Below are 21,304 nucleotides of genomic sequence, written 5' to 3' on the forward strand. Positions count from 1 at the left end.
ATTTCCTTACTCTTTGGCGGCGGCGGCCAGCATCTGAACCATAAACAGCACCGAGGTCGCGCCGGGATCCTGATGTCCGATGCTGCGCTCGCCGAGATAGCTGGCGCGGCCTTTACGCGCCTGCATAGTGATGGTGGCGTGGGCCGCACGCTCGGCCACTTCGCAGGCGGCATCCAGCGCGGCAGCGATCGACAGGTGCTGCTCGCTGGACTGGCGCAGGGAGTCCACCACCGGCAGCCAGACGTCGCACATGGTTTTATCCCCTGGCTCCGCTTTGCCGCGGTTGACGACGCCGTCTGCGCCTTCGCGGATCATCAGGTACAGCTCGTCGAGCGTCAGGCTCTGGTGGGCCTGGGTCACCTGCGCGGCGCGAATAAAGAAGGTGCCGAACAGCGGGCCGCTGGCGCCGCCGACGTTGGAGAGCAGCGTCATACCGGTGTTTTTGAGGATAAAGCCAATATCTTTATCGGCAATCGACGGCAGCTTTTCGACTACCTTGCTGAAGCCGCGGTGCATATTGAGGCCGTGATCGGCATCGCCGATCTCTTTATCAAGACCGGTGAGAAAATCGCTCTCTTTGGTGAAAATATCGCCGCAGCGGTACAGCCAGTCGACGATTTGCGTTCTGTTCAGTGACATGTCGTGCTCCTTAGTTTCCCCAGTTCAGCGCCGGGGTATGAACCGGGGCGTCCCATAGCGTCAGCGTCTCGTCATCCACTTTCAGCAGGGTGATCGAGAAGCCCGCCATATCCAGCGAAGTACAGTAGCTGCCGATGAGGTTACGTTCGATGATGATGCCGGACGCTTCGCAGCGCTGGGCCAGGCGGTTATACACGCCGTACAGTTCGGAAAGCGGGGTGGCGCCGAGGTTGTTGACCAGCGCGATAACCCGGTCGCCGTTTTGCAGCGCGGTTTTGCTCTGCTGCACTTCCTGCCACGCGCCCTTGACGGTATCCCACTGGCGCAGCGTGCGGCTGTAGGCGCCGTTTTCCAGCAGGGTATCGAACATCTCATCGACGGTTTGGTCCAGCGAGCTGAAGCGGCGGCGGTCAATGCCCGGCTCGCCGTGAATGCCGACGCCGAACTCCATTTCGTCGTCCTGCAGGGTAAAGGAGGGCTGCCCGGCGGCCGGTACGGTGCAGGCGCCGAGGGCGATACCAATCGAGTGGCCGAGATTATTCAGGCGGCGGCCCAGTTCGGCGCAGGCTTCCAGCGAGTCGCCGCGTTCGGCGGCGGCGCCGACCAGTTTTTCAATCAGTACGGTGTTGGCGACGCCGCGACGACCGGCGGTATAGAGGCTGTCTTTCACCGCCACGTCGTCGTCGACCACCACGGTGGTGACTTTAATGCCGCTCTCATGCAGCAGCTCGGTGGCGGTTTCGAAGTTCAGGATGTCGCCGGTGTAGTTTTTGATAATCAGCAGGACGCCTTCCCCGCCGTCGATCTGCATCGCACATTCGAACATTTTGTCCGGCGTCGGCGAGGTGAAGATTTCCCCCGGGCAGGCGCCAGAGAGCATGCCCTGGCCGATATAGCCGCAGTGCATCGGTTCATGTCCGCTGCCGCCGCCGGAGAGCAGGGCCACTTTGCCAGCCACCGACGCGTCGGTGCGGGTCACATACAGCGGGTCCTGATGCAGGGTCAGCTGCGGATGGGCTTTAGCCAGCCCCTGTAATTGTTCATTCAGTACATCTTCAACACGGTTAATCAGCTTTTTCATTATTCAGTGCTCCGTTGGAGAAGGTTCGATGCGGCCTCTCTGCTGGCGGAGGCGGTCATCGCGTAGGGGTATCGTCTGACGGTGCAACGTGCCTGGCGATAGGATGATTCTGGCTGAGCGGACGAAAAAAAGAATGCCCCGACGATCGGGTTTCATTACGAAACATTGCCTCCTTGTTTTGTTTCTTTATGGAACGTTTTTGCTGAGGAAACGGTGAAAATGCGAGCTGGCGCGCTTTTTTTCTTCTGCCATAAGCGGCGGTCAGGATAGCTGGCGAAGCGGGTGAGAAAAAAATTTTTGCTGATTTTCTGCCGACTGCGGGAGAAAAGGTGGTCGAAAAAGGAGGATCGCAAGGGCATTATGCGGCAAAGGAGCGGATCGGGATCGCAATCCTGACCGAGAGTAGGGTTTTCTGTTCCAATATGGAACGTAAAAAATTAACCTGCGTTTCATATCAGAACAAAAAGGCGAAAGATTTTTTTGTTCCCTGCCGGCCCTACAGTGATCGCACTGCTCCGGTACGTTCCGTTCAGGCCGCGCTTCACTGGCCGGCGCGGATAACGCCAGGGCTCATCATGTCTACATGCGCACTTATTTGAGGGTGAAAGGAATGCTAAAAGTTATTCAATCTCCAGCCAAATATCTTCAGGGTCCTGATGCTGCTGTTCTGTTCGGTCAATATGCCAAAAACCTGGCGGAGAGCTTCTTCGTCATCGCCGACGACTTCGTAATGAAGCTGGCGGGAGAGAAAGTGGTGAATGGCCTGCAGAGCCACGATATTCGCTGCCATGCGGAACGGTTTAACGGCGAATGCAGCCATGCGGAAATTAACCGTCTGATGGCGATTTTGCAAAAGCAGGGCTGCCGCGGCGTGGTCGGGATCGGCGGTGGTAAAACTCTCGATACCGCGAAGGCGATCGGTTACTACCAGAAACTGCCGGTGGTGGTGATCCCGACCATCGCCTCAACCGATGCGCCGACCAGCGCGCTGTCGGTGATCTACACCGAAGCGGGCGAGTTTGAAGAGTATCTGATCTATCCGAAAAACCCGGATATGGTGGTGATGGACACAGCGATTATCGCCAAAGCGCCGGTACGCCTGCTGGTCTCCGGCATGGGCGATGCGCTCTCCACCTGGTTCGAGGCCAAAGCCTGCTACGATGCGCGCGCCACCAGCATGGCCGGGGGACAGTCCACCGAGGCGGCGCTGAGCCTCGCTCGCCTGTGCTATGATACGCTGCTGGCGGAGGGCGAAAAGGCCCGTCTGGCGGCGCAGGCCGGGGTGGTGACCGAAGCGCTGGAGCGCATCATCGAGGCGAATACCTACCTCAGCGGCATCGGCTTTGAAAGCAGCGGCCTGGCCGCCGCCCACGCGATCCACAACGGCTTCACTATCCTTGAAGAGTGCCACCACCTGTATCACGGCGAGAAAGTGGCCTTCGGTACGCTGGCGCAGCTGGTGCTGCAGAACAGCCCGATGGATGAGATTGAAACGGTGCTGGGCTTCTGCCAGCGCGTCGGCCTGCCGGTGACGCTCGCGCAGATGGGCGTCAAAGAGGGGATCGACGCGAAAATCGCCGCGGTGGCGAAAGCCACCTGCGCGGAAGGGGAAACCATCCACAATATGCCGTTTGCGGTGACCCCGGAGAGCGTCCATGCCGCTATTCTCACCGCCGATCTGTTAGGCCAGCAGTGGCTGGCGCGTTAATTCGCGGTGACTAAACCGCTGGCGCAGGTCAGCGGTTTTTCTTTCTCCCCTCTGGCAGTTGCTGCCGGAGGGGTTCTCTATGGTACAACGCGGAAAAGGATATGACTGTTCAGACTCAGGATACCGGGAAGGCGGTCTCTTCCGTCATCGCCCAGTCATGGCATCGTTGCAGCAAGTTTATGCAGCGCGAAACCTGGCAAACGCCGCACCAGGCCCAGGGCCTGACCTTCGACTCGATCTGTCGGCGTAAAACCGCGCTGCTGACCATCGGCCAGGCGGCGCTGGAGGATGCCTGGGAGTTTATGGACGGCCGCCCCTGCGCGCTGTTTATTCTTGATGAGTCTGCCTGCATCCTGAGCCGCTGCGGCGAGCCGCACACCCTGGCCCAGCTGGCTGACCTGGGGTTTCGCGACGGCAGCTACTGTGCGGAGAGCATTATCGGCACCTGCGCGCTGTCGCTGGCCGCGATGCAGGGCCAGCCGATCAACACCGCCGGCGATCGGCATTTTAAGCAAGCGCTACAGCCGTGGAGTTTTTGCTCGACGCCGGTGTTTGATAACCATGGGCGGCTGTTCGGCTCTATCTCGCTTTGCTGTCTGGTGGAGCAGCAGTCCAGCGCCGACCTCTCTCTGACGCTGGCCATCGCCCGCGAGGTAGGCAACTCCCTGCTCACCGACAGCCTGCTGGCGGAGTCCAACCGCCACCTCAATCAGATGTACGGCCTGCTGGAGAGCATGGACGATGGGGTGATGGCGTGGAACGAGCAGGGCGTGCTGCAGTTTCTCAATGTTCAGGCGGCGAGACTGCTGCATCTTGATGCTCAGGCCAGCCAGGGGAAAAATATCGCCGATCTGGTGACCCTCCCGGCGCTGCTGCGCCGCGCCATCAAACACGCCCGCGGCCTGAATCACGTCGAAGTCACCTTTGAAAGTCAGCATCAGTTTGTCGACGCGGTGATCACCTTAAAACCGATTGTCGAGGCGCAAGGCAACAGTTTTATTCTGCTGCTGCACCCGGTGGAGCAGATGCGGCAGCTGATGACCAGCCAGCTGGGTAAAGTCAGCCACACCTTTGAGCAGATGTCTGCCGACGACCCGGAAACCCGGCGCCTGATCCACTTTGGCCGCCAGGCGGCGCGCGGCGGCTTCCCGGTGCTGCTGTGCGGCGAAGAGGGGGTCGGGAAAGAGCTGCTGAGCCAGGCTATTCACAATGAAAGCGAACGGGCGGGCGGCCCCTATATCGCCGTCAACTGCCAGCTGTATGCCGACAGCGTGCTGGGCCAGGACTTTATGGGCAGCGCGCCCACCGATGATGAAAATGGCCGCCTGAGCCGCCTTGAGCTGGCCAACGGCGGCACCCTGTTTCTGGAAAAGATTGAGTATCTGGCGCCGGAGCTGCAGTCGGCCCTGCTGCAGGTGATTAAGCAGGGCGTGCTCACCCGCCTCGACGCCCGGCGCCTGATCCCGGTGGATGTGAAGGTGATTGCCACCACCACCGTCGATCTGGCCAATCTGGTGGAACAGAACCGCTTTAGCCGCCAGCTGTACTATGCGCTGCACTCCTTTGAAATCGTCATCCCGCCGCTGCGCGCCCGACGCAACAGTATTCCGTCGCTGGTGCATAACCGGCTGAAGAGCCTGGAGAAGCGTTTCTCTTCGCGGCTGAAAGTGGACGATGACGCGCTGGCGCAGCTGGTGGCCTACTCGTGGCCGGGGAATGATTTTGAGCTCAACAGCGTCATTGAGAATATTGCCATCAGCAGCGACAACGGCCATATTCGCCTGAGTAATCTGCCGGAATATCTCTTTTCCGAGCGGCCGGGCGGGGATAGCGCGTCATCGCTGCTGCCGGCCAGCCTGACCTTTAGCGCCATCGAAAAGGAAGCCATCATTCACGCCGCCCGGGTGACCAGCGGGCGGGTGCAGGAGATGTCGCAGCTGCTCAATATCGGCCGCACCACCCTGTGGCGCAAAATGAAGCAGTACGATATTGACGCCAGCCAGTTCAAGCGCAAGCATCAGGCCTAGTCTCTTCGATTCGCGCCATGGAGAACAGGGCATCCGACAGGCGATTGCTGTAGCGTTTGAGCGCGTCGCGCAGCGGATGCGCGCGGTCCATGGCCGTCAGCAGGCGTTCGAGCCGACGGGCCTGGGTGCGCGCCACGTGCAGCTGGGCAGAGGCGAGATTCTTCCCCGGGATCACGAACTGTTTTAACGGGCCGCTCTCGGCCATATTGCGGTCGATAAGCCGCTCCAGGGCGGTGATCTCCTCTTCGCCGATCGTCTGGCTCAGGCGGGTCAGGCCCCGCGCATCGCTGGCCAGTTCAGCCCCCAACACGAACAGCGTTTGCTGAATCTGGTGCAGGCTTTCCCGCAGCCCTGCGTCGCGGGTGGTGGCGTAGCAGACGCCCAGCTGGGATATCAGTTCATCGACGGTGCCGTAGGCCTCGACGCGAATATGGTCTTTCTCGATGCGGCTGCCGCCGTACAGGGCGGTGGTGCCTTTATCTCCGGTGCGAGTGTAGATACGGTACATTCAGTTTCTCTCACTTAACGGCAGGACTTTAACCAGCTGCCCGGCGTTGGCGCCGAGCGTACGCAGATGATCGTCGCTATCGGTGACGTGTCCGGTAGCCAGCGGCGCGTCCGCCGGCAGCTGGGCATGAGTGAGGGCTATCTCGCCGGCTGCGCTGAGCCCGATACCCACCCGCAGGGGCGAGCTTCTGGCCGCCAGGGCGCCCAGCGCAGCGGCGTCACCGCCTCCGTCATAGGTTATGGTCTGGCAGGGGACCCCCTGCTCCTCCAGCCCCCAGCACAGCTCATTGATGGCGCCGGCATGATGCCCGCGCGGATCGTAAAACAGGCGTACGCCTGGCGGTGAAAGCGACATGACGGCCCCCTCGTTAACACTCAGAATGCCTGGCGGAAAATCGCGGCAATCTCCTGCTCGTTGCCTTTACGCGGGTTCGAGAACGCATTGCCGTCTTTCAGAGCCATCTCCGCCATGTACGGGAAGTCGGCCTCTTTTACCCCCAGATCGCGCAGATGCTGCGGAATACCGATATCCATCGACAGACGCGTGATCGCGGCGATGGCTTTTTCCGCCGCGTCGAGGGTGGACAGTCCGGTGATATTTTCGCCCATCAGTTCAGCGATATCGGCGAATTTCTCCGGGTTGGCGATCAGATTGTAGCGGGCCACATGCGGCAGCAGGACAGCGTTGGCCACGCCGTGCGGCATGTCGTACAGGCCGCCCAGCTGGTGCGCCATGGCGTGCACGTAGCCGAGGTTGGCGTTATTGAAAGCCATCCCGGCCAGCAGAGAGGCGTAGGCCATGTTTTCCCGCGCCTGCAGATTGCTGCCGAGGGCCACGGCCTGGCGCAGGTTGCGCGCGATGAGGCGGATCGCCTGCATGGCGGCGGCGTCCGTCACCGGGTTAGCGTCTTTGGAGATATAGGCCTCTACGGCGTGGGTCAGGGCATCCATCCCGGTCGCCGCGGTCAGGGCGGCCGGTTTACCGATCATCAGCAGCGGATCGTTGATGGAGACCGATGGCAGGTTGCGCCAGCTGACGATCACAAACTTCACTTTGGTTTGGGTGTTGGTCAGGACGCAGTGGCGGGTGACCTCGCTGGCGGTGCCGGCGGTGGTGTTGACGGCGATGATGGGCGGCAGCGGGTTGGTCAGGGTCTCGATTCCGGCATACTGGTACAGATCGCCCTCATGGGTGGCGGCGATGCCGATGCCTTTGCCGCAGTCGTGCGGGCTGCCGCCGCCCACGGTGACGATGATGTCGCACTGTTCGCGGCGAAACACCGCAAGGCCGTCACGCACGTTGGTGTCTTTTGGGTTCGGCTCGACGCCGTCAAAAATCGCCACCTCGATCCCGGCCTCCTGCAGATAATGCAGGGTTTTATCCACCGCGCCATCTTTAATTGCCCGCAGGCCTTTGTCGGTGACCAGCAGGGCTTTTTTCCCTCCCAGCAGCTGGCAGCGTTCGCCGACTACGGAAATGGCGTTGGGGCCAAAAAAGTTAACGTTTGGCACCAGATAATCAAACATACGATAGCTCATAATATACCTTCTCGCTTCAGGTTATAATGCGGAAAAACAATCCAGGGCGCACTGGGCTAATAATTGGTCCTGCTCGACCGTACCGCCGCTAACGCCGACGGCGCCAATGACTTGCTCATTAAAAATAACGGGCAGGCCGCCGCCAAAAATAATAATTCGCTGTTGATTGGTCAGCTGAAGACCATACAGAGATTGTCCTGGCTGGACCGCTGATGTAATTTCATGGGTACCTTGTTTTAGACTACAGGCACTCCAGGCTTTATTCAGAGAAATATCGCAGCTGGAGACGAAGGCCTCGTCCATCCGCTGGATAAGCAGCGTATTGCCCCCGCGGTCGACCACGGAAAATACCACAGGAACGTTGATCTCATTAGCTTTTTGTTGCACCGCTGCCGCCATTTTCTGAGCGGCGGCCAGGGTGATTGTCTGAACTTGCTGGCTCTTGTTCATCATGCTCTCCCACGCCAGGATAATGCTGGCGCGAATAGTCAGTAGGGGGCGATAGTCAAAAACGATCGCCAGACGGTTGGCTTGCTTTATTTTTGTCAGCGTTATTTTGTCGCCCGCCATGATTTAGTCAATAGGTTTAAAATAGCTTCGGTAAAACGTAATTAAGGGCCTTTTTTATTAATTGATTTATATCATTGCGGGCGATCACATTTTTTATTTTTGTCGCCGGGGTAAAGTTTCATAGTGAAACTTTTGGCAGATTTCGCGTGCCAAATTGAAACGAAATTAAATTTATTTTTTTCACCACTGGCTCATTTAAAGTTCCGCTATTGCCGGTAATGGCCGGGCGGCAACGACGCTGGCCCGGCGTATTCGCTACCGTCTGCGGATTTCACCTTTTGAGCCGATGAACAATGAAAAGATCAAAACGATTTGCAGTACTGGCCCAGCGCCCCGTCAATCAGGATGGGCTGATTGGCGAGTGGCCTGAAGAGGGGCTGATCGCCATGGACAGCCCCTTTGACCCGGTCTCTTCCGTAAAAGTGGAAAACGGTCTGATCGTCGAGCTGGACGGCAAGACCCGGGACCAGTTTGACATGATTGACCGGTTTATCGCCGATTACGCGATCAACGTTGAGCGTACAGAGCAGGCGATGCGCCTGGAGGCGCTGGAGATAGCCCGCATGCTGGTGGATATCCACGTCAGCCGCGAGGAGATCATCGCCATCACCACCGCCATCACGCCGGCCAAAGCGGTCGAGGTGATGGCGCAGATGAACGTGGTGGAGATGATGATGGCGCTACAGAAGATGCGTGCCCGCCGGACCCCCTCCAACCAGTGCCACGTCACCAACCTCAAAGATAATCCGGTGCAGATTGCCGCCGACGCCGCTGAGGCCGGGATCCGCGGCTTCTCCGAGCAGGAGACCACGGTCGGTATCGCGCGCTATGCGCCGTTTAACGCCCTGGCGCTGTTGGTCGGTTCGCAGTGCGGCCGCCCCGGCGTGTTGACACAATGCTCGGTGGAAGAGGCCACCGAGCTGGAGCTGGGCATGCGTGGTTTAACCAGCTACGCCGAGACGGTGTCGGTCTACGGCACCGAAGCGGTGTTTACCGACGGCGATGATACGCCGTGGTCAAAGGCGTTCCTCGCCTCGGCCTACGCCTCCCGTGGGTTGAAAATGCGCTACACCTCCGGCACCGGTTCCGAAGCGCTGATGGGCTATTCGGAAAGCAAGTCGATGCTTTACCTCGAATCGCGCTGCATCTTCATTACCAAAGGCGCCGGAGTTCAGGGACTGCAAAACGGCGCGGTGAGCTGTATCGGCATGACCGGTGCTGTGCCGTCGGGCATTCGGGCGGTGCTGGCGGAAAACCTGATCGCCTCTATGCTCGACCTCGAAGTGGCGTCGGCCAACGACCAGACTTTCTCCCACTCGGATATTCGTCGCACCGCGCGCACCCTGATGCAGATGCTGCCGGGCACCGACTTTATTTTCTCCGGCTACAGTGCGGTGCCGAACTACGACAACATGTTCGCCGGCTCGAACTTCGATGCGGAAGATTTTGATGATTACAACATTCTGCAGCGTGACCTGATGGTCGACGGCGGTCTGCGTCCGGTGACCGAGGCGGAAACCATCGCCATTCGCCAGAAAGCAGCGTGGGCGATCCAGGCCGTTTTCCGTGAGCTGGGGCTGCCGCCAATCACCGACGAGGAGGTGGAGGCCGCCACCTACGCGCACGGCAGCAACGAAATGCCGCCGCGTAATGTGGTGGAGGATCTGAGCGCGGTGGAAGAGATGATGAAGCGCAACATCACCGGCCTCGATATTGTCGGCGCGTTGAGCCGCAGCGGCTTTGAGGATATCGCCAGCAATATTCTCAATATGCTGCGCCAGCGGGTCACCGGCGATTACCTGCAGACCTCGGCCATTCTCGATCGGCAGTTCGACGTGGTGAGCGCAGTGAACGACATCAATGACTATCAGGGGCCGGGCACCGGCTATCGCATCTCCGCCGAACGCTGGGCAGAGATCAAAAATATTCCGGGCGTGGTTCAGCCCGACACCATTGAATAAGGCGGTATTCCTGTGCAACAGACAACCCAAATTCAGCCCTCTTTTACCCTGAAAACCCGCGAGGGCGAGGTGGCTTCTGCCGATGAACGTGCCGATGAGGTGGTGATCGGCGTCGGCCCAGCCTTCGATAAACACCAGCATCACACTCTGATCGATATGCCCCATGGCGCGATCCTCAAAGAGCTGATTGCCGGGGTGGAAGAAGAAGGGCTTCACGCCCGGGTGGTGCGCATTTTGCGCACGTCCGACGTCTCCTTTATGGCCTGGGATGCGGCCAACCTGAGCGGCTCGGGGATTGGCATCGGTATCCAGTCGAAGGGGACCACGGTTATCCATCAGCGCGATCTGCTGCCGCTCAGCAACCTGGAGCTATTCTCCCAGGCGCCGCTGCTGACGCTGGAGACCTACCGGCAGATTGGCAAAAACGCCGCACGCTATGCGCGCAAAGAGTCACCTTCGCCAGTGCCGGTGGTGAACGACCAGATGGTACGGCCGAAATTTATGGCCAAAGCCGCCCTGTTTCATATCAAAGAGACCAAACATGTGGTGCAGGACGCCGAGCCCGTCACTCTGCACGTCGAATTAGTGAGGGAGTGACCATGAACGAGAAAACCATGACCGTGCAGGATTATCCGTTAGCCACCCGCTGCCCGGAGCATATCCTGACGCCTACCGGCAAACCGTTGACCGATATTACCCTCGAGAAGGTGCTCTCTGGCGAGGTGGGCCCGCAGGATGTGCGGATCTCCCGACAAACTCTTGAGTACCAGGCGCAGATTGCCGAGAAGATGCAGCGCCATGCGGTGGCGCGCAATTTCCGCCGCGCGGCGGAGCTTATCGCCATTCCTGACGAGCGCATTCTGGCTATCTATAACGCGCTGCGCCCGTTCCGCTCCTCACGGGCGGAGCTGCTGGCGATTGCCGACGAGCTGGAGCACACCTGGCACGCGACGGTGAATGCCGCCTTTGTCCGGGAGTCGGCGGAAGTGTATCAGCAGCGGCATAAGCTGCGTAAAGGAAGCTAAGCGGAGGTCAGCATGCCGTTAATAGCCGGGATTGATATCGGCAACGCCACCACCGAGGTGGCGCTGGCGTCCGACGACCCGCAGGCGAGGACGTTTGTTGCCAGCGGCATCGTCGCGACGACGGGCATGAAAGGGACGCGGGACAATATCGCCGGGACCCTCGCCGCGCTGGAGCAGGCTCTGGCGAAAACACCGTGGTCGATGAGCGATGTCTCTCGCATTTATCTTAACGAAGCCGCGCCGGTGATTGGCGATGTGGCGATGGAGACCATCACCGAGACCATTATCACCGAATCCACCATGATCGGTCATAACCCGCAGACGCCGGGCGGGGTGGGGGTTGGCGTAGGGACGACTATCGCCCTCGGGCGGCTGGCGACGCTGCCGGCGGCGCAGTATGCCGAGGGGTGGATCGCGCTGGTTGACGACGCCGTCGATTTCCTTGACGCCGTGTGGTGTCTCAATGAGGCGCTCGACCGGGGGATCAACGTGGTGGCGGCGATCCTCAAAAAAGACGACGGCGTGCTGGTGAATAACCGCCTGCGTAAAACCCTGCCGGTGGTGGATGAAGTGACGTTACTGGAGCAGGTCCCCGAGGGGGTGATGGCGGCGGTGGAAGTGGCCGCGCCGGGCCAGGTGGTACGGATCCTGTCGAATCCCTACGGTATCGCCACCTTCTTTGGCCTGAGCCCGGAAGAGACCCAGGCCATCGTCCCCATCGCCCGCGCCCTGATTGGCAACCGTTCCGCGGTGGTGCTTAAGACCCCGCAGGGGGACGTGCAGTCGCGGGTCATCCCGGCGGGCAACCTCTACATTAGCGGCGAAAAGCGCCGCGGAGAGGCCGATGTTGCCGAGGGCGCGGAAGCGATTATGCAGGCGATGAGTGCCTGCGCCCCGGTACGCGATATCCGCGGCGAACCGGGCACCCACGCCGGCGGCATGCTCGAGCGGGTGCGCAGCGTGATGGCGTCGCTCACCGGCCATGAGATGAGCACGATATACATCCAGGATCTGCTGGCGGTGGATACGTTTATACCGCGCAAGGTGCAGGGCGGGATGGCCGGCGAGTTCGCCATGGAGAATGCCGTCGGGATGGCGGCGATGGTGAAATCGGATCGTCTGCAAATGCAGGTTATCGCCCGCGAACTGAGCGCCCGGCTGCAGACTGAGGTGGTGGTGGGCGGCGTGGAGGCCAACATGGCCATCGCCGGGGCGTTAACCACTCCCGGCTGTGCGGCGCCGCTGGCGATCCTCGACCTCGGCGCCGGTTCGACGGATGCGGCGATCGTCAATGCGGAAGGCCAGATCACGGCGGTCCATCTCGCCGGGGCGGGGAATATGGTCAGCCTGTTGATCAAAACCGAGCTGGGTCTCGACGATCTTTCGCAGGCGGAAGCGATAAAAAAATATCCGCTGGCCAAAGTGGAAAGCCTGTTCAGTATTCGCCACGAGAATGGTGCGGTGGAGTTCTTCCAGGAAGCCCTTAGCCCGGCGGTGTTCGCCAAAGTGGTGTACATCAAGGAGGGCGAACTGGTGCCAATCGATAATGCCAGCCCGCTGGAAAAAATTCGTCTCGTGCGTCGCCAGGCGAAAGAGAAAGTGTTTGTCACCAACTGCCTGCGCGCGCTGCGCCAGGTCTCTCCCGGCGGTTCCATTCGCGATATCGCCTTCGTGGTGCTGGTGGGCGGCTCATCGCTGGACTTTGAGATCCCGCAGCTGATTACGGACGCCCTGTCGCACTACGGCGTGGTCGCCGGGCAGGGCAATATTCGGGGAACAGAAGGGCCGCGCAATGCGGTCGCCACCGGGCTGGTACTGGCCGGTCATGCCGATTAAGCGGGCGCTTGCGCCAGCCTCTCTCTAAACGTGTTATTTCAGGATGCCGATAATGAACCAGACTTCTACCTTAACCGGGCAGTGCGTGGCCGAGTTTCTTGGCACCGGACTGCTCATCTTCTTCGGGGCGGGCTGTGTCGCTGCGCTGCGGGTCGCCGGGGCCAGCTTTGGCCAGTGGGAAATCAGTATTATCTGGGGCCTGGGCGTCGCCATGGCCATCTACCTGACGGCCGGTGTCTCTGGCGCGCACCTTAATCCGGCGGTGACCATTGCTCTGTGGCTGTTCGCCTGTTTTGAACGCCGCAAGGTACTGCCGTTTATTATCGCGCAGATGGCCGGGGCATTCTGCGCCGCCGCGCTGGTGTACGGGCTGTATCGCCAGCTGTTTCTCGATCTTGAACAGAGTCAGCATATCGTTCGCGGCACTGCCGCCAGCCTTAACCTGGCCGGGGTCTTTTCCACGTATCCGCATGCGCATATCACCTTTATGCAGGCGTTTGCTGTGGAAACCACCATCACGGCGATCCTGATGGCGATGATCATGGCCCTGACCGACGACGGCAACGGAATTCCGCGCGGGCCGCTGGCGCCGTTGCTGATTGGCCTGCTGATCGCTGTGATCGGCGCGTCGATGGGGCCGCTAACCGGCTTTGCGTTGAATCCGGCGCGTGACTTCGGTCCGAAACTGTTTACCAGTCTGGCCGGGTGGGGCTCGATCGCCTTTACCGGTGGGATGGCGATCCCCTACTTTCTGGTGCCGCTGCTGGCGCCGGTGGTGGGGGCGATTGTCGGGGCGTTTTTATACCGCAAGCTTATCGGCCACCATCTGCCGTGCGAATGCGGTATTGATGAGTAAAGTGGGACCCGCCGCAGCGCGGCGGGGAATGAGGTTAACTTCCCCGGCCAGAAGCCGGGGGCTGGATTATTTTTTGATGACCGCGCTGAGATCGCCGAGTTTGGTGGTGGGGTTCTTGTGGCACTGCTGCAGCATTTTCGGTACCGAAACGGTCTCGACTTCATGCCAGTCAACATAGTCGCCACCGCTAAAGTCGGTGTTGCGATTCACCACCCAGAAGGCCACCGGGGTCATGCTTTTTGGGTTCATATCCATAAATTCCTGACAGGTCATATTCTGCGGCGTGGTTTCCTCAACCGCGAACGCCGGGCTGGTCATCAGACAGAATGTTGTGGCCGCTACGGTCAATACGAGTGCTTTAGGTAAATTCATTTTCTTCTCCAGTGACAAAATAGGGCTTAAGCCTGAGCGCGCTTCATTTTATTGCGCAGAACCAGCAAGCCGATGGCGCTAAATATCATTTCAACGCCGATAAAGGCAGTAATAAATAACCAGCTTTGCTGCGGGTTCATGGCCAGCCACAGGCAGGCGATAAGCAAATCCAGCAGACCAATAAATATATTCCAGCCCGCGCCGCTTTGTTTTCTGGTTTGCCATCCGTTGACGATGCGGGAAATTCCGCCGAGAACAAATAAAAAGCCAAATAAGAAGGCCAGACTGCTCATGCCATTGAGGGGATTGACGACAAAGCTCAGGCCGAGCACGATCCAGGCAATGGCGAAGATCAGCGCCACCAGGCGCGATTTCCAGTGCTGCTGACGGAAGACAATCAAGCTGTACAGCGAATAGAAACCACAGATCATCAACAACATGCCGGTTACCGTAGCGAGATACCAGCCGGCGACCAGCGGCCAGGCCAGGCAACAGGCCCCACAGATAAACAGCAGCACCGCCATCATTCCGGCATGGCGTTTATATCGTAAAAAGACGCGTGGGCTAAACGCATTTAAGGTGTAATGGCTAAACATAAACATAAACATAAACATAATTGCTCCGCAGATCCCGGTTGGTGGCCTGACGCTGAATAAAATACGTAATGGCTTATTCTGCTGGCCAAATAAAGGTCTGAGGGAAATAGTAGGCCGCGCCATCGGCAAGCGTAAATAAGAGCGCTGAGGTTACTCTATACGCCTGGTCTGACAGCTGTCAGACCAGGCCCGCAATATCGCTTCCGGCCTCTGATTCTCAATGCCCACGATATTTTTTAAGCTGGCTGCGTTTGGTAATGCTTACCTATTTTAATCAGGAGTCAACGATGAAAAAAGTCATTCTGGCGAGCCTGCTGGCAACCATGATGAGTACCTCTCCGGTGTGGGCGGCAGATAGCGCGACGGCAGCGCCAACCGCGGCAGCCACGACGCAGGTGCAGAAAGAAGCCGCCGATGTGCTGCAGGTGGCGGTGCAGGGCGCCAATGCGATGCGCGATGTCCAGTTCGCCCGTCTGGCGCTGTTCCACGGCCAGCCGGAGAGCGCCAAAAAACTGACAGACGACGCCGCCGCGCTGCTGGCCGCCGATGACGCCAGCTGGGCGAAGTTTGTGAAAACCGACGCGACAGCCAAAATGATCGCCGATCGCTATGTGGTGATTAACGCCACCGTTGCCCTGTCCGAAGACTATGTGGCGACACCGGAAAAAGAGAGCGCCATTAAATCGGCCAACGAAAAACTGGCGAAAGGCGATCAGAAAGGGGCTATCGAAACCCTGCGCCTGGCCGGCATTGGCGTGATCGAGAACCAGTATCTGATGCCGCTTAACCAGACTCGTAAGGCGGTGGCGCAGGCGCAAAAACTGCTGAAAGCCGGGAAGTATTACGAAGCGAATCTGGTGCTGAAAGGCGCTGAAGAGGGCATTGTGGTGGATAGCGAGATGCTGGTGGCAGGCAACTGATCCGCGTTTCACCCTGAGAGAGCGCAGAGGAAGAAACTGACAAGGATGTCCCCTTAACGCCCGGGCAGGCGGACTGCCCGAGCGGAACGGCTAGCGGCCAGTGAGGGCGTCGATTTCGCCATCGATCTCGCGCATAACGCCGGTGATGTGCTGTACCACCTCCAGACAGCTTGCCGGCGATAGCGAGTCAGGCCGCTTCGCCTCAAAAGGGGCGCACAGCGCTTGCAGCGCAGAAATGCCAAGAATTTGCGCAGAACCGTGCAGACGGTGCAGCGCCCGCAGAAAGACCTGCGGTTCATGCCGGGCGATAGCCTGCCCGGCGGCCTTTAAATCCGCGGCCGACGCATCGCGGAACGTCTCCAGCATCTCATTCATCAGCGCCTGGTCTCCCCCGGTATTTTCGGTCAGGACGCTGAGCTTCAGGTGCCGGGTAGCGTGAGGCGATGCGTGGCCCACCGCTAAACGGCTGAGTTCGTGACTCAGTGTCTGAACCGACACGGGCTTAAACAGACACATATTCATGCCGCTGGCCAGACATGCCTCCCGCGACTGCGGCAGCGCGCTGGCGGTCATGCCCCAAATTACCAGGCCCGGATAGCGACGGCGTAACGAGGCCGCCAGCGCCAGACCATCTTTTTTCGGCATATTGAGGTCCGTTATCAGCAGATCGTAATGTTTGCCGGCGAGTTTATTCTCCGCCTCTTCACCGTCGCAGGCTTCATCGACGCGATAGCCGATGGTGCTGAGCTGGCGCTTGAGCAGCAGCCGGTTGGTGGGATGATCGTCCGCTATCAGTATCGACAGTCCGGGCAGAGCCAGCGGCCTGACGGGCAACGCCTGCGGCGTATGAATCGCGCAGCGGCTCACCTTGACCGGCAGGATGATGGTAAACGTGGTCCCCACACCCGGGCGGCTGACCATCTCCAGTCGGCCCTGCATCAGCGCCACCAGCTCTTTGCAAATGACCAGCCCGAGCCCGGAGCCGGTCTGCTGGCGTCCCTGACGCGCCTGGGCATAACGGTGGAAGAGCGTGGTCTGCTCTTCTTCACTGATCCCACAGCCGCTGTCGCTGACGGTGAGGGTCAGCTCTCCCTGCGTCTCGTCCGCCTGTACCAGCCGGCAGCTGACCTGAATCGCGCCCTCGGCGGTAAACTTCAGCGCATTGCCGATGAGATTATTGAGGATTTGCCGTAGCGCCTGCGGGTCGAGCCACAGCGTGGTTCCCTCCCGCAGAGGGCTATGGCAGTGCAGGGCGATCCCCTTTTGCTGTGCCAGCGCATCGAAGGTGTGGCACTGCTGCGACACTAACTGTGCGACATCGCTCCACTGCGGGGTGATCTGGTATTTTCCCGACTCAATCTTGTCGATATCAAGAATATTACCGATAAGCCCCAGCAGAGTTTGCGCCGTCGACCCCGCCAGCTCGATTGCCTCTTTACGCTGGCCGACGTTTAGCTCCGGCTTCGCCAGCAGTTCCAGAAAGCCGACGATGGCGCTTACCGGGGTACGCAGCTCGTGGCTCATGCTGGCCAGAAAACGACTCTTCGCTTTTGTCGCCTGGATCGCCTTGTCTTTCTCGCGCTCCAGCGCGCAGGAGAGCGCTCTCTTCTGCGCCAGCTCCTCCTCCAGCCGCTGCTGAGAGTCTTTGCGTTTGCGCACTTCCCGGCACAGCGATAGCCCCCAGCCGAGACTGATGGCGATCAGCACCAGCGCAAAGGCGATAAGCTGATAAAACTGACGACTATACTGGCTCCAGTCCTCTTTTTGCCGGCTGGAGATTTTCGACCATTTCTCGGTCATCTGCAGGATATCCCGTGGCGGAATGGCCTGCAGCGCTTTGCTGAGAATGGCGGCCAGCACCGGTTCATCGCGTGGGATGGCCAGGCGGATGGCAGCGAGGGGAAGACCGTCGATACGGGTATAGTGCAGATCCTGCGGATAGTAGTGGTCAATCATATAGCGGGCGGAGAGTTCCGAGGCCACCGCGGCATCGACTTCACCTTCCTCCACCATCTTCATGGCGATGCCGACATTATCCGTCTCCACCCAGTTAACCTGCGGATAGCGTGCTTTCAGATCGTGAGCCGCGATGGGCCCGACCGGCAGGGCGATCCGCACCGATCGCCTCAGCAGTTGCTGATCGGGCGCACTGCCGCGGGCGACCAACACAAAGGCCACGTTAATGAGCGGATCGCTGAGAGTGACATAGGCCTGAGATTGTGGAGTGAGGGTGGCGGCGGGCATGATGGCCCAATCCTCTTTCTCCATGCGTTTTACCAGATCGTGGCGGTTGCGCACCAGGATGGGGTCTATCTGCAGGCCGGTCTGTAGCGAAAATATATTCAGCATATCGGCCATGATGCCGCGCAGTTCATCCTCGTTATCCACCAGGGTAAACGGCGGAAAATAGGGGTTCACCAGCAGGCGGATGCGATGATGCTTTTGCAGCCAGCGCTGCTCCTCGGCGGTAAAAGGCAGTGGGCTATTAAGAAACGACAGATCGCCGCGGTTGAGCCAGTTTTGCATGATCCGCATGGCGGTATCGCTGTCGATGGCGCGAATAAAACGATCGAGGATCTGATGCAGTTCGGGCCGATCGTCGCGAGTGACGAAGCGGTTGTGCTGTTCCTGCTGACGAAAATAGTGCGCGATGACCAGCGATTGCGAGAAATATTTCGAGATACAGTGGCCAGTGGTGATGTTGTTGCCAATGAAATACTGATTTTCCCCGCTGACCACCGACGCGAGGGCCTGATAATCACTATCGTAAAGGTTGATTTTGGCGTTAGGAAACGCCTGCTGAATGATATCGAAAAAGGCGCATTCGCGGGTGCAGGCCAGCGTGACCCGCCGGTCAGTAGTCAGCGGCGGCAGGGGGGATTTCAGCGAGGTCACCAGCGTCGGCCAGGTTTTGATCAGCGGTGCGGTTCGCGCCAGTCCCGGGGCAAGCGCATCCCGGTGCGCCACCTGCGTGAGCAGGGTATCCACCTGGCGGTCGGCCAGGGCGGCCAGAGCCTGCTGCTCGGTGTCATACTGGCGGATAATCACCTTTAGCCCGAGGCTGTGCGCCATCAGTGCCAGATAGTCGGCGTTAATCCCCTGATAGCTTTCCTCATCGCTGTCATAGACGATAGGGGTCATCTCGGGCAGCCAGGTGCCGACGGTCAGCGTCAGCTGCGCGGCCAGCCAGGTTTTTTCCTTACCGCTGAGCGGCATGTCGATCGTGGCGATATGGGCATGGCTCTTTAGCTCCAGCTGTTTCATGGCATACGCGGCGGGAGAGAGGCTTAGCGCCAGCCCAAAAACCATGGATAAAATAAGACGAACAACCATCGCATCACCCTATTTTATTGCGCTGCGCAAAGTCATAAAGCTCAAGCAGGGAGCCGCAGCCTAATTTATCCATCAGACGGACCTTATAGGTACTTACCGTTTTATTGCTGATATTCATTTTGCTGCCGATGGTGGTGTAGTCGACGCCGCTGAGAATATAGCGGAACACCTTCATCTCCTGTGTTGACAGCGTATCCAACCGATCCTGGTCGGTGATGCCGTGGGTGCAGAAGCGCTCCAGTGAAAAAGGGAAATAGCTATAGCCATTATTGGCCGCGTCGATTGCGGCGAGGATATTATTCATTCCCTCTTTTTTACTCACAAAACCATTTGCTCCGCAGTCGGCGCTGCGTTTGCCGTAGAACAATTCATTCTTTGCGGAAATGATGATGATTTTTCCCTGGTAGCGGCGTTTGCGCAGCTGCTCCAGCACCTCGATACCGCTGAGTTCCGGAATATCGACGTCGACGATCAGCAGGTCAGGCTGCATGCTTTCCGCGGTCTGCACGGCATGGGCGCCGCTGTCGAGCTCTGCCGCGACGGTAATGCCGTTGGTATCGAGAAGATTGCGAATGGCGATACGTGCCAATGGATGATCGTCAATGATTATCGCGTTCATGGGGGCGTAAATCCTGGTAAAAAAAGAAGGGCGATGCCTGGTGCAGGTGCGGCGGGGGTTATTTTTATCGGTGCCGTAATAAGGCGCAATTGTAACACAAATCGTTTTCGGTCGGGAAAATATTGTGGAGTAGAGCCTGGCGAATATATTTGCATATCTGGCTGACAGCTGTAGGAACAGGCGTTCACTGGCTTCAGCGCTGTCTGCTGTTAAAAAAAATGCAAACGATTAATCTGCTTTTTTAAGGCAATTGCCAGGAAATATTCTCTGGCGACAACTGGCAGGTAAAATAATAACAATGAAAGAAGCAAAGCCCGCCCTCTGGCGAAAATGGGTTTGGAAACATCTGATGGCAGGAATAACAGTATTGGCATTAAGTAGCGCCGCGGTGGGAAAAGACGTATCGCCGCCTGAGGTGCGGACCCGCGATATGATGCGCTGTCAGGATTATCTGCAGCTGGATCCGCGTACCTGGACGCCGATGGTGATCTGGCTGATGAACGATCCTTTTTCACTGGAGCCGCCGGAGTGGACTGACTTTCATGAAGCCGAGCTGGTGCTGACGCCGATCCTCACCGAAATCTGCCGCCAGGAGCCGGATGCGTGGCTGACTTCGCTGCGTGAACGGCTCAATTCTTACCAGCAGGTGCGGTCGCTGAACTAAGCGACCGCGGTAAAGTAGCAAAGAAAGTGACTAAATGTGCAGTTAACGGCCTTCTGCTGCGCGGTGAATTAGCAGCGGCCCGCTTGTTTTGACAGGGCGTCACAAGTTTTGCTCGCTGATGTCGGGTTGCTGCCAGCACAAATGGCATCCGAGACGGTACTGCCGCCGCCCAGGGGGATCAGCCCGTAAAGTTTCGGCTCGGCGGCTTTCGTCACATAGCAGCGATGGCTGGTTTTGCCGATAGTGGCCACAAAGTTGGTTTTCACATCCTGCTGCTTCGCATCGGAAATTGTCACCTGCGAAGCATCGACATTAAAAGCAAAGGCGGCCGCCTCTTTCATTTCACTTTCCGTCGCCATGGGCGGTTTAGCTACGCAACCCATTAATAAAAGTCCCAGACAGATACTGACTGATATATCCCGTATTTTCATCATTTCATCCTTTTTGTAAGTCAGCGGGTTATATATAAGAGCGGCGGGAAGAGAGTATTGATTTTGATCAGCTGGCGCAGGCTATGGTTATTTTTCGGAAATTGACCTGAGTTGTTACATTTATCGTAAGTAGTACGAATTCCAGCATTGCAGAAATGAAAGATATTTTAAGACAACATTGCGTAGTAAGACCGAAGTCAACAGGAGTGCGGCGGTTATGGACTGCCCGAGATGCTCTGAGCAATATTTTGCAAGGCAGAATGCTATCTATTTTAGCGTAAGCAAAAATTTTCCCTGCGCTATCACGGACTTTTTATCCTCTTTATGGGATAGCGACAAAACGCTAAGCCCTGCGCAATGCTCAGCGGTTTGTGGTGCCCTTTTAAAATTCGGGAACAAAAAAGCCACTCTTTCGAGTAGCTTAATTATATGATTTTAAAGCTAAAATTTGGTGGCCCCTGTTGGGTTTGAACCAACGACCAAGCGATTATGAGTCGCCTGCTCTAACCACTGAGCTAAGGGGCCGTGGCGAGGGATTATAAAGTAACTGACGGTTGCAATCCAGCGTAAAGCGCGCAGCTGCTGTTTTTATAAACAATGCATTTTCAATCCTTTATAAT

At 58.3% G+C, this 21,304-nt stretch carries 21 protein-coding genes and 1 tRNA gene; 9 read left to right on the forward strand and 13 right to left on the reverse strand.

Features of this window, described 5'->3' with window-relative positions; genetic code table 11:
* Positions 1 to 6 precede the first annotated feature (6 nt).
* From dhaL to B8P98_RS30655, 3 genes are all read right to left on the reverse strand, one after another.
* On the reverse strand, positions 7 to 639 hold the full coding sequence (dhaL, locus tag B8P98_RS03315; protein WP_004181378.1) for a dihydroxyacetone kinase subunit DhaL: 633 nt from the start codon (positions 637 to 639) through the stop codon (positions 7 to 9).
* 10 nt (positions 640 to 649) lie between these two features.
* Positions 650 to 1,720 (reverse strand): dihydroxyacetone kinase subunit DhaK, encoded by a 1,071-nt coding sequence (dhaK, locus tag B8P98_RS03320; RefSeq protein WP_025710571.1) that lies wholly within the window; start codon positions 1,718 to 1,720, stop codon positions 650 to 652.
* 155 nt (positions 1,721 to 1,875) lie between these two features.
* A complete protein-coding gene (locus B8P98_RS30655; protein WP_025710570.1) occupies positions 1,876 to 2,079 on the reverse strand; it encodes a hypothetical protein in 204 nt (67 codons plus the stop codon).
* A gap of 251 nt (positions 2,080 to 2,330) precedes the next feature.
* Between B8P98_RS30655 and B8P98_RS03340 the strand changes: the two genes are divergently transcribed.
* Both B8P98_RS03340 and dhaR read left to right on the forward strand, forming a co-directional pair.
* Positions 2,331 to 3,428: a glycerol dehydrogenase gene (locus B8P98_RS03340; protein WP_008806556.1), complete on the forward strand. Its 1,098-nt coding sequence runs from the start codon at positions 2,331 to 2,333 to the stop codon at positions 3,426 to 3,428.
* Between the two features lie 101 nt (positions 3,429 to 3,529).
* Positions 3,530 to 5,455, forward strand: coding sequence for a dihydroxyacetone kinase operon transcriptional regulator DhaR (gene dhaR, locus B8P98_RS03345; protein ID WP_025710569.1), 1,926 nt, complete (start codon positions 3,530 to 3,532; stop codon positions 5,453 to 5,455).
* Here the strand turns inward: dhaR and B8P98_RS03350 are convergent.
* Genes B8P98_RS03350 through B8P98_RS03365 form a run of 4 tightly spaced genes read right to left on the reverse strand, consistent with a single transcriptional unit; the run spans position 5,433 to position 7,951 of the window.
* On the reverse strand, positions 5,433 to 5,963 hold the full coding sequence (locus tag B8P98_RS03350; RefSeq protein WP_025710568.1) for a cob(I)yrinic acid a,c-diamide adenosyltransferase: 531 nt from the start codon (positions 5,961 to 5,963) through the stop codon (positions 5,433 to 5,435). The genes dhaR and B8P98_RS03350 overlap by 23 nt on opposite strands.
* Positions 5,964 to 6,317 carry a glycerol dehydratase reactivase beta/small subunit family protein gene (locus B8P98_RS03355; protein WP_025710567.1) on the reverse strand — a complete coding sequence of 118 codons (354 nt, stop codon included), beginning with the start codon at positions 6,315 to 6,317 and terminating at the stop codon, positions 5,964 to 5,966. It lies immediately after the preceding gene.
* 20 nt (positions 6,318 to 6,337) lie between these two features.
* Positions 6,338 to 7,501 (reverse strand): 1,3-propanediol dehydrogenase, encoded by a 1,164-nt coding sequence (gene dhaT / locus B8P98_RS03360; protein WP_025710566.1) that lies wholly within the window; start codon positions 7,499 to 7,501, stop codon positions 6,338 to 6,340.
* A 21-nt stretch (positions 7,502 to 7,522) separates the two neighbouring features.
* Positions 7,523 to 7,951, reverse strand: a complete 429-nt coding sequence (locus tag B8P98_RS03365) for a GlcG/HbpS family heme-binding protein (protein ID WP_025710565.1) — start codon at positions 7,949 to 7,951, stop codon at positions 7,523 to 7,525.
* 413 nt (positions 7,952 to 8,364) lie between these two features.
* On the opposite strand from B8P98_RS03365, the gene B8P98_RS03370 reads away from it, so the two are divergent.
* From B8P98_RS03370 to B8P98_RS03390, 5 genes are read left to right on the forward strand one after another with little or no spacing between them, the layout of a single operon-like run.
* Positions 8,365 to 10,032 (forward strand): propanediol/glycerol family dehydratase large subunit, encoded by a 1,668-nt coding sequence (locus tag B8P98_RS03370; protein WP_095032712.1) that lies wholly within the window; start codon positions 8,365 to 8,367, stop codon positions 10,030 to 10,032.
* A gap of 12 nt (positions 10,033 to 10,044) precedes the next feature.
* On the forward strand, positions 10,045 to 10,629 hold the full coding sequence (locus tag B8P98_RS03375) for a propanediol/glycerol family dehydratase medium subunit (RefSeq protein WP_095032713.1): 585 nt from the start codon (positions 10,045 to 10,047) through the stop codon (positions 10,627 to 10,629).
* 2 nt (positions 10,630 to 10,631) lie between these two features.
* Positions 10,632 to 11,057 (forward strand): glycerol dehydratase small subunit DhaB3, encoded by a 426-nt coding sequence (locus tag B8P98_RS03380; protein WP_095032714.1) that lies wholly within the window; start codon positions 10,632 to 10,634, stop codon positions 11,055 to 11,057.
* Between the two features lie 12 nt (positions 11,058 to 11,069).
* Positions 11,070 to 12,893 (forward strand): diol dehydratase reactivase subunit alpha, encoded by a 1,824-nt coding sequence (locus B8P98_RS03385; RefSeq protein WP_025710561.1) that lies wholly within the window; start codon positions 11,070 to 11,072, stop codon positions 12,891 to 12,893.
* A gap of 52 nt (positions 12,894 to 12,945) precedes the next feature.
* The gene (locus B8P98_RS03390; RefSeq protein WP_080897347.1) at positions 12,946 to 13,749 is read left to right on the forward strand and encodes an MIP/aquaporin family protein; all 804 of its coding nucleotides are present in this window, start codon (positions 12,946 to 12,948) and stop codon (positions 13,747 to 13,749) included.
* Positions 13,750 to 13,815: 66 nt separating this feature from the next.
* On the opposite strand, the gene hdeB is transcribed toward B8P98_RS03390, so the two are convergent.
* Both hdeB and B8P98_RS03400 read right to left on the reverse strand, forming a co-directional pair.
* Positions 13,816 to 14,121, reverse strand: coding sequence for an acid-activated periplasmic chaperone HdeB (hdeB, locus tag B8P98_RS03395; RefSeq protein ID WP_095032715.1), 306 nt, complete (start codon positions 14,119 to 14,121; stop codon positions 13,816 to 13,818).
* A gap of 26 nt (positions 14,122 to 14,147) precedes the next feature.
* Positions 14,148 to 14,723: an HdeD family acid-resistance protein gene (locus tag B8P98_RS03400; protein WP_095033606.1), complete on the reverse strand. Its 576-nt coding sequence runs from the start codon at positions 14,721 to 14,723 to the stop codon at positions 14,148 to 14,150.
* 251 nt (positions 14,724 to 14,974) lie between these two features.
* On the opposite strand from B8P98_RS03400, the gene B8P98_RS03405 reads away from it, so the two are divergent.
* The gene (locus tag B8P98_RS03405; RefSeq protein WP_167382638.1) at positions 14,975 to 15,637 is read left to right on the forward strand and encodes a YfdX family protein; all 663 of its coding nucleotides are present in this window, start codon (positions 14,975 to 14,977) and stop codon (positions 15,635 to 15,637) included.
* Between the two features lie 90 nt (positions 15,638 to 15,727).
* Here the strand turns inward: B8P98_RS03405 and B8P98_RS03410 are convergent, their stop codons facing one another.
* Together B8P98_RS03410 and evgA are read right to left on the reverse strand one after the other, a co-directional pair.
* Positions 15,728 to 18,970, reverse strand: coding sequence for an ATP-binding protein (locus B8P98_RS03410; protein ID WP_095032717.1), 3,243 nt, complete (start codon positions 18,968 to 18,970; stop codon positions 15,728 to 15,730).
* Between the two features lie 4 nt (positions 18,971 to 18,974).
* Positions 18,975 to 19,589 carry an acid-sensing system DNA-binding response regulator EvgA gene (gene evgA / locus B8P98_RS03415; protein ID WP_025710556.1) on the reverse strand — a complete coding sequence of 205 codons (615 nt, stop codon included), beginning with the start codon at positions 19,587 to 19,589 and terminating at the stop codon, positions 18,975 to 18,977.
* A gap of 298 nt (positions 19,590 to 19,887) precedes the next feature.
* Between evgA and B8P98_RS03420 the strand changes: the two genes are divergently transcribed.
* Entirely contained in the window at positions 19,888 to 20,253 is a 366-nt protein-coding gene (locus tag B8P98_RS03420; RefSeq protein WP_025710555.1) for an HdeA/HdeB family chaperone, read from the forward strand.
* Between the two features lie 68 nt (positions 20,254 to 20,321).
* Here B8P98_RS03420 and B8P98_RS03425 read toward each other — a convergent pair whose 3' ends face one another.
* Both B8P98_RS03425 and B8P98_RS03430 read right to left on the reverse strand, forming a co-directional pair.
* On the reverse strand, positions 20,322 to 20,594 hold the full coding sequence (locus tag B8P98_RS03425) for a hypothetical protein (RefSeq protein WP_025710554.1): 273 nt from the start codon (positions 20,592 to 20,594) through the stop codon (positions 20,322 to 20,324).
* Positions 20,595 to 21,133: 539 nt separating this feature from the next.
* A tRNA-Ile gene (locus B8P98_RS03430) sits at positions 21,134 to 21,209 on the reverse strand.
* Between the last annotated feature and the right edge of the window lie 95 nt (positions 21,210 to 21,304).

The sequence above is a fragment of the Klebsiella quasivariicola genome (assembly GCF_002269255.1).
GTDB lineage: Bacteria > Pseudomonadota > Gammaproteobacteria > Enterobacterales > Enterobacteriaceae > Klebsiella > Klebsiella quasivariicola.

Excerpts from the sequence above, each read along its gene's own strand:
- evgA (WP_025710556.1), bottom strand. The coding sequence starts at position 19,589 with ATGAACGCGATAATCATTGACGATCATCCATTGGCACGTATCGCCATT.
- dhaT (WP_025710566.1), bottom strand. The coding sequence starts at position 7,501 with ATGAGCTATCGTATGTTTGATTATCTGGTGCCAAACGTTAACTTTTTT.
- B8P98_RS03365 (WP_025710565.1), bottom strand. The coding sequence starts at position 7,951 with ATGAACAAGAGCCAGCAAGTTCAGACAATCACCCTGGCCGCCGCTCAG.
- B8P98_RS03405 (WP_167382638.1), top strand. The coding sequence starts at position 14,975 with ATGCTTACCTATTTTAATCAGGAGTCAACGATGAAAAAAGTCATTCTG.
- B8P98_RS03390 (WP_080897347.1), top strand. The coding sequence starts at position 12,946 with ATGAACCAGACTTCTACCTTAACCGGGCAGTGCGTGGCCGAGTTTCTT.
- dhaR (WP_025710569.1), top strand. The coding sequence starts at position 3,530 with ATGACTGTTCAGACTCAGGATACCGGGAAGGCGGTCTCTTCCGTCATC.
- B8P98_RS03350 (WP_025710568.1), bottom strand. The coding sequence starts at position 5,963 with ATGTACCGTATCTACACTCGCACCGGAGATAAAGGCACCACCGCCCTG.
- B8P98_RS03370 (WP_095032712.1), top strand. The coding sequence starts at position 8,365 with ATGAAAAGATCAAAACGATTTGCAGTACTGGCCCAGCGCCCCGTCAAT.
- B8P98_RS03340 (WP_008806556.1), top strand. The coding sequence starts at position 2,331 with ATGCTAAAAGTTATTCAATCTCCAGCCAAATATCTTCAGGGTCCTGAT.
- B8P98_RS03385 (WP_025710561.1), top strand. The coding sequence starts at position 11,070 with ATGCCGTTAATAGCCGGGATTGATATCGGCAACGCCACCACCGAGGTG.
- B8P98_RS03380 (WP_095032714.1), top strand. The coding sequence starts at position 10,632 with ATGAACGAGAAAACCATGACCGTGCAGGATTATCCGTTAGCCACCCGC.
- B8P98_RS03355 (WP_025710567.1), bottom strand. The coding sequence starts at position 6,317 with ATGTCGCTTTCACCGCCAGGCGTACGCCTGTTTTACGATCCGCGCGGG.
- B8P98_RS03410 (WP_095032717.1), bottom strand. The coding sequence starts at position 18,970 with ATGGTTGTTCGTCTTATTTTATCCATGGTTTTTGGGCTGGCGCTAAGC.
- dhaL (WP_004181378.1), bottom strand. The coding sequence starts at position 639 with ATGTCACTGAACAGAACGCAAATCGTCGACTGGCTGTACCGCTGCGGC.
- B8P98_RS30655 (WP_025710570.1), bottom strand. The coding sequence starts at position 2,079 with ATGCCCTTGCGATCCTCCTTTTTCGACCACCTTTTCTCCCGCAGTCGG.
- B8P98_RS03425 (WP_025710554.1), bottom strand. The coding sequence starts at position 20,594 with ATGAAAGAGGCGGCCGCCTTTGCTTTTAATGTCGATGCTTCGCAGGTG.
- dhaK (WP_025710571.1), bottom strand. The coding sequence starts at position 1,720 with ATGAAAAAGCTGATTAACCGTGTTGAAGATGTACTGAATGAACAATTA.
- hdeB (WP_095032715.1), bottom strand. The coding sequence starts at position 14,121 with ATGAATTTACCTAAAGCACTCGTATTGACCGTAGCGGCCACAACATTC.
- B8P98_RS03420 (WP_025710555.1), top strand. The coding sequence starts at position 19,888 with ATGAAAGAAGCAAAGCCCGCCCTCTGGCGAAAATGGGTTTGGAAACAT.
- B8P98_RS03400 (WP_095033606.1), bottom strand. The coding sequence starts at position 14,723 with ATGTTTATGTTTAGCCATTACACCTTAAATGCGTTTAGCCCACGCGTC.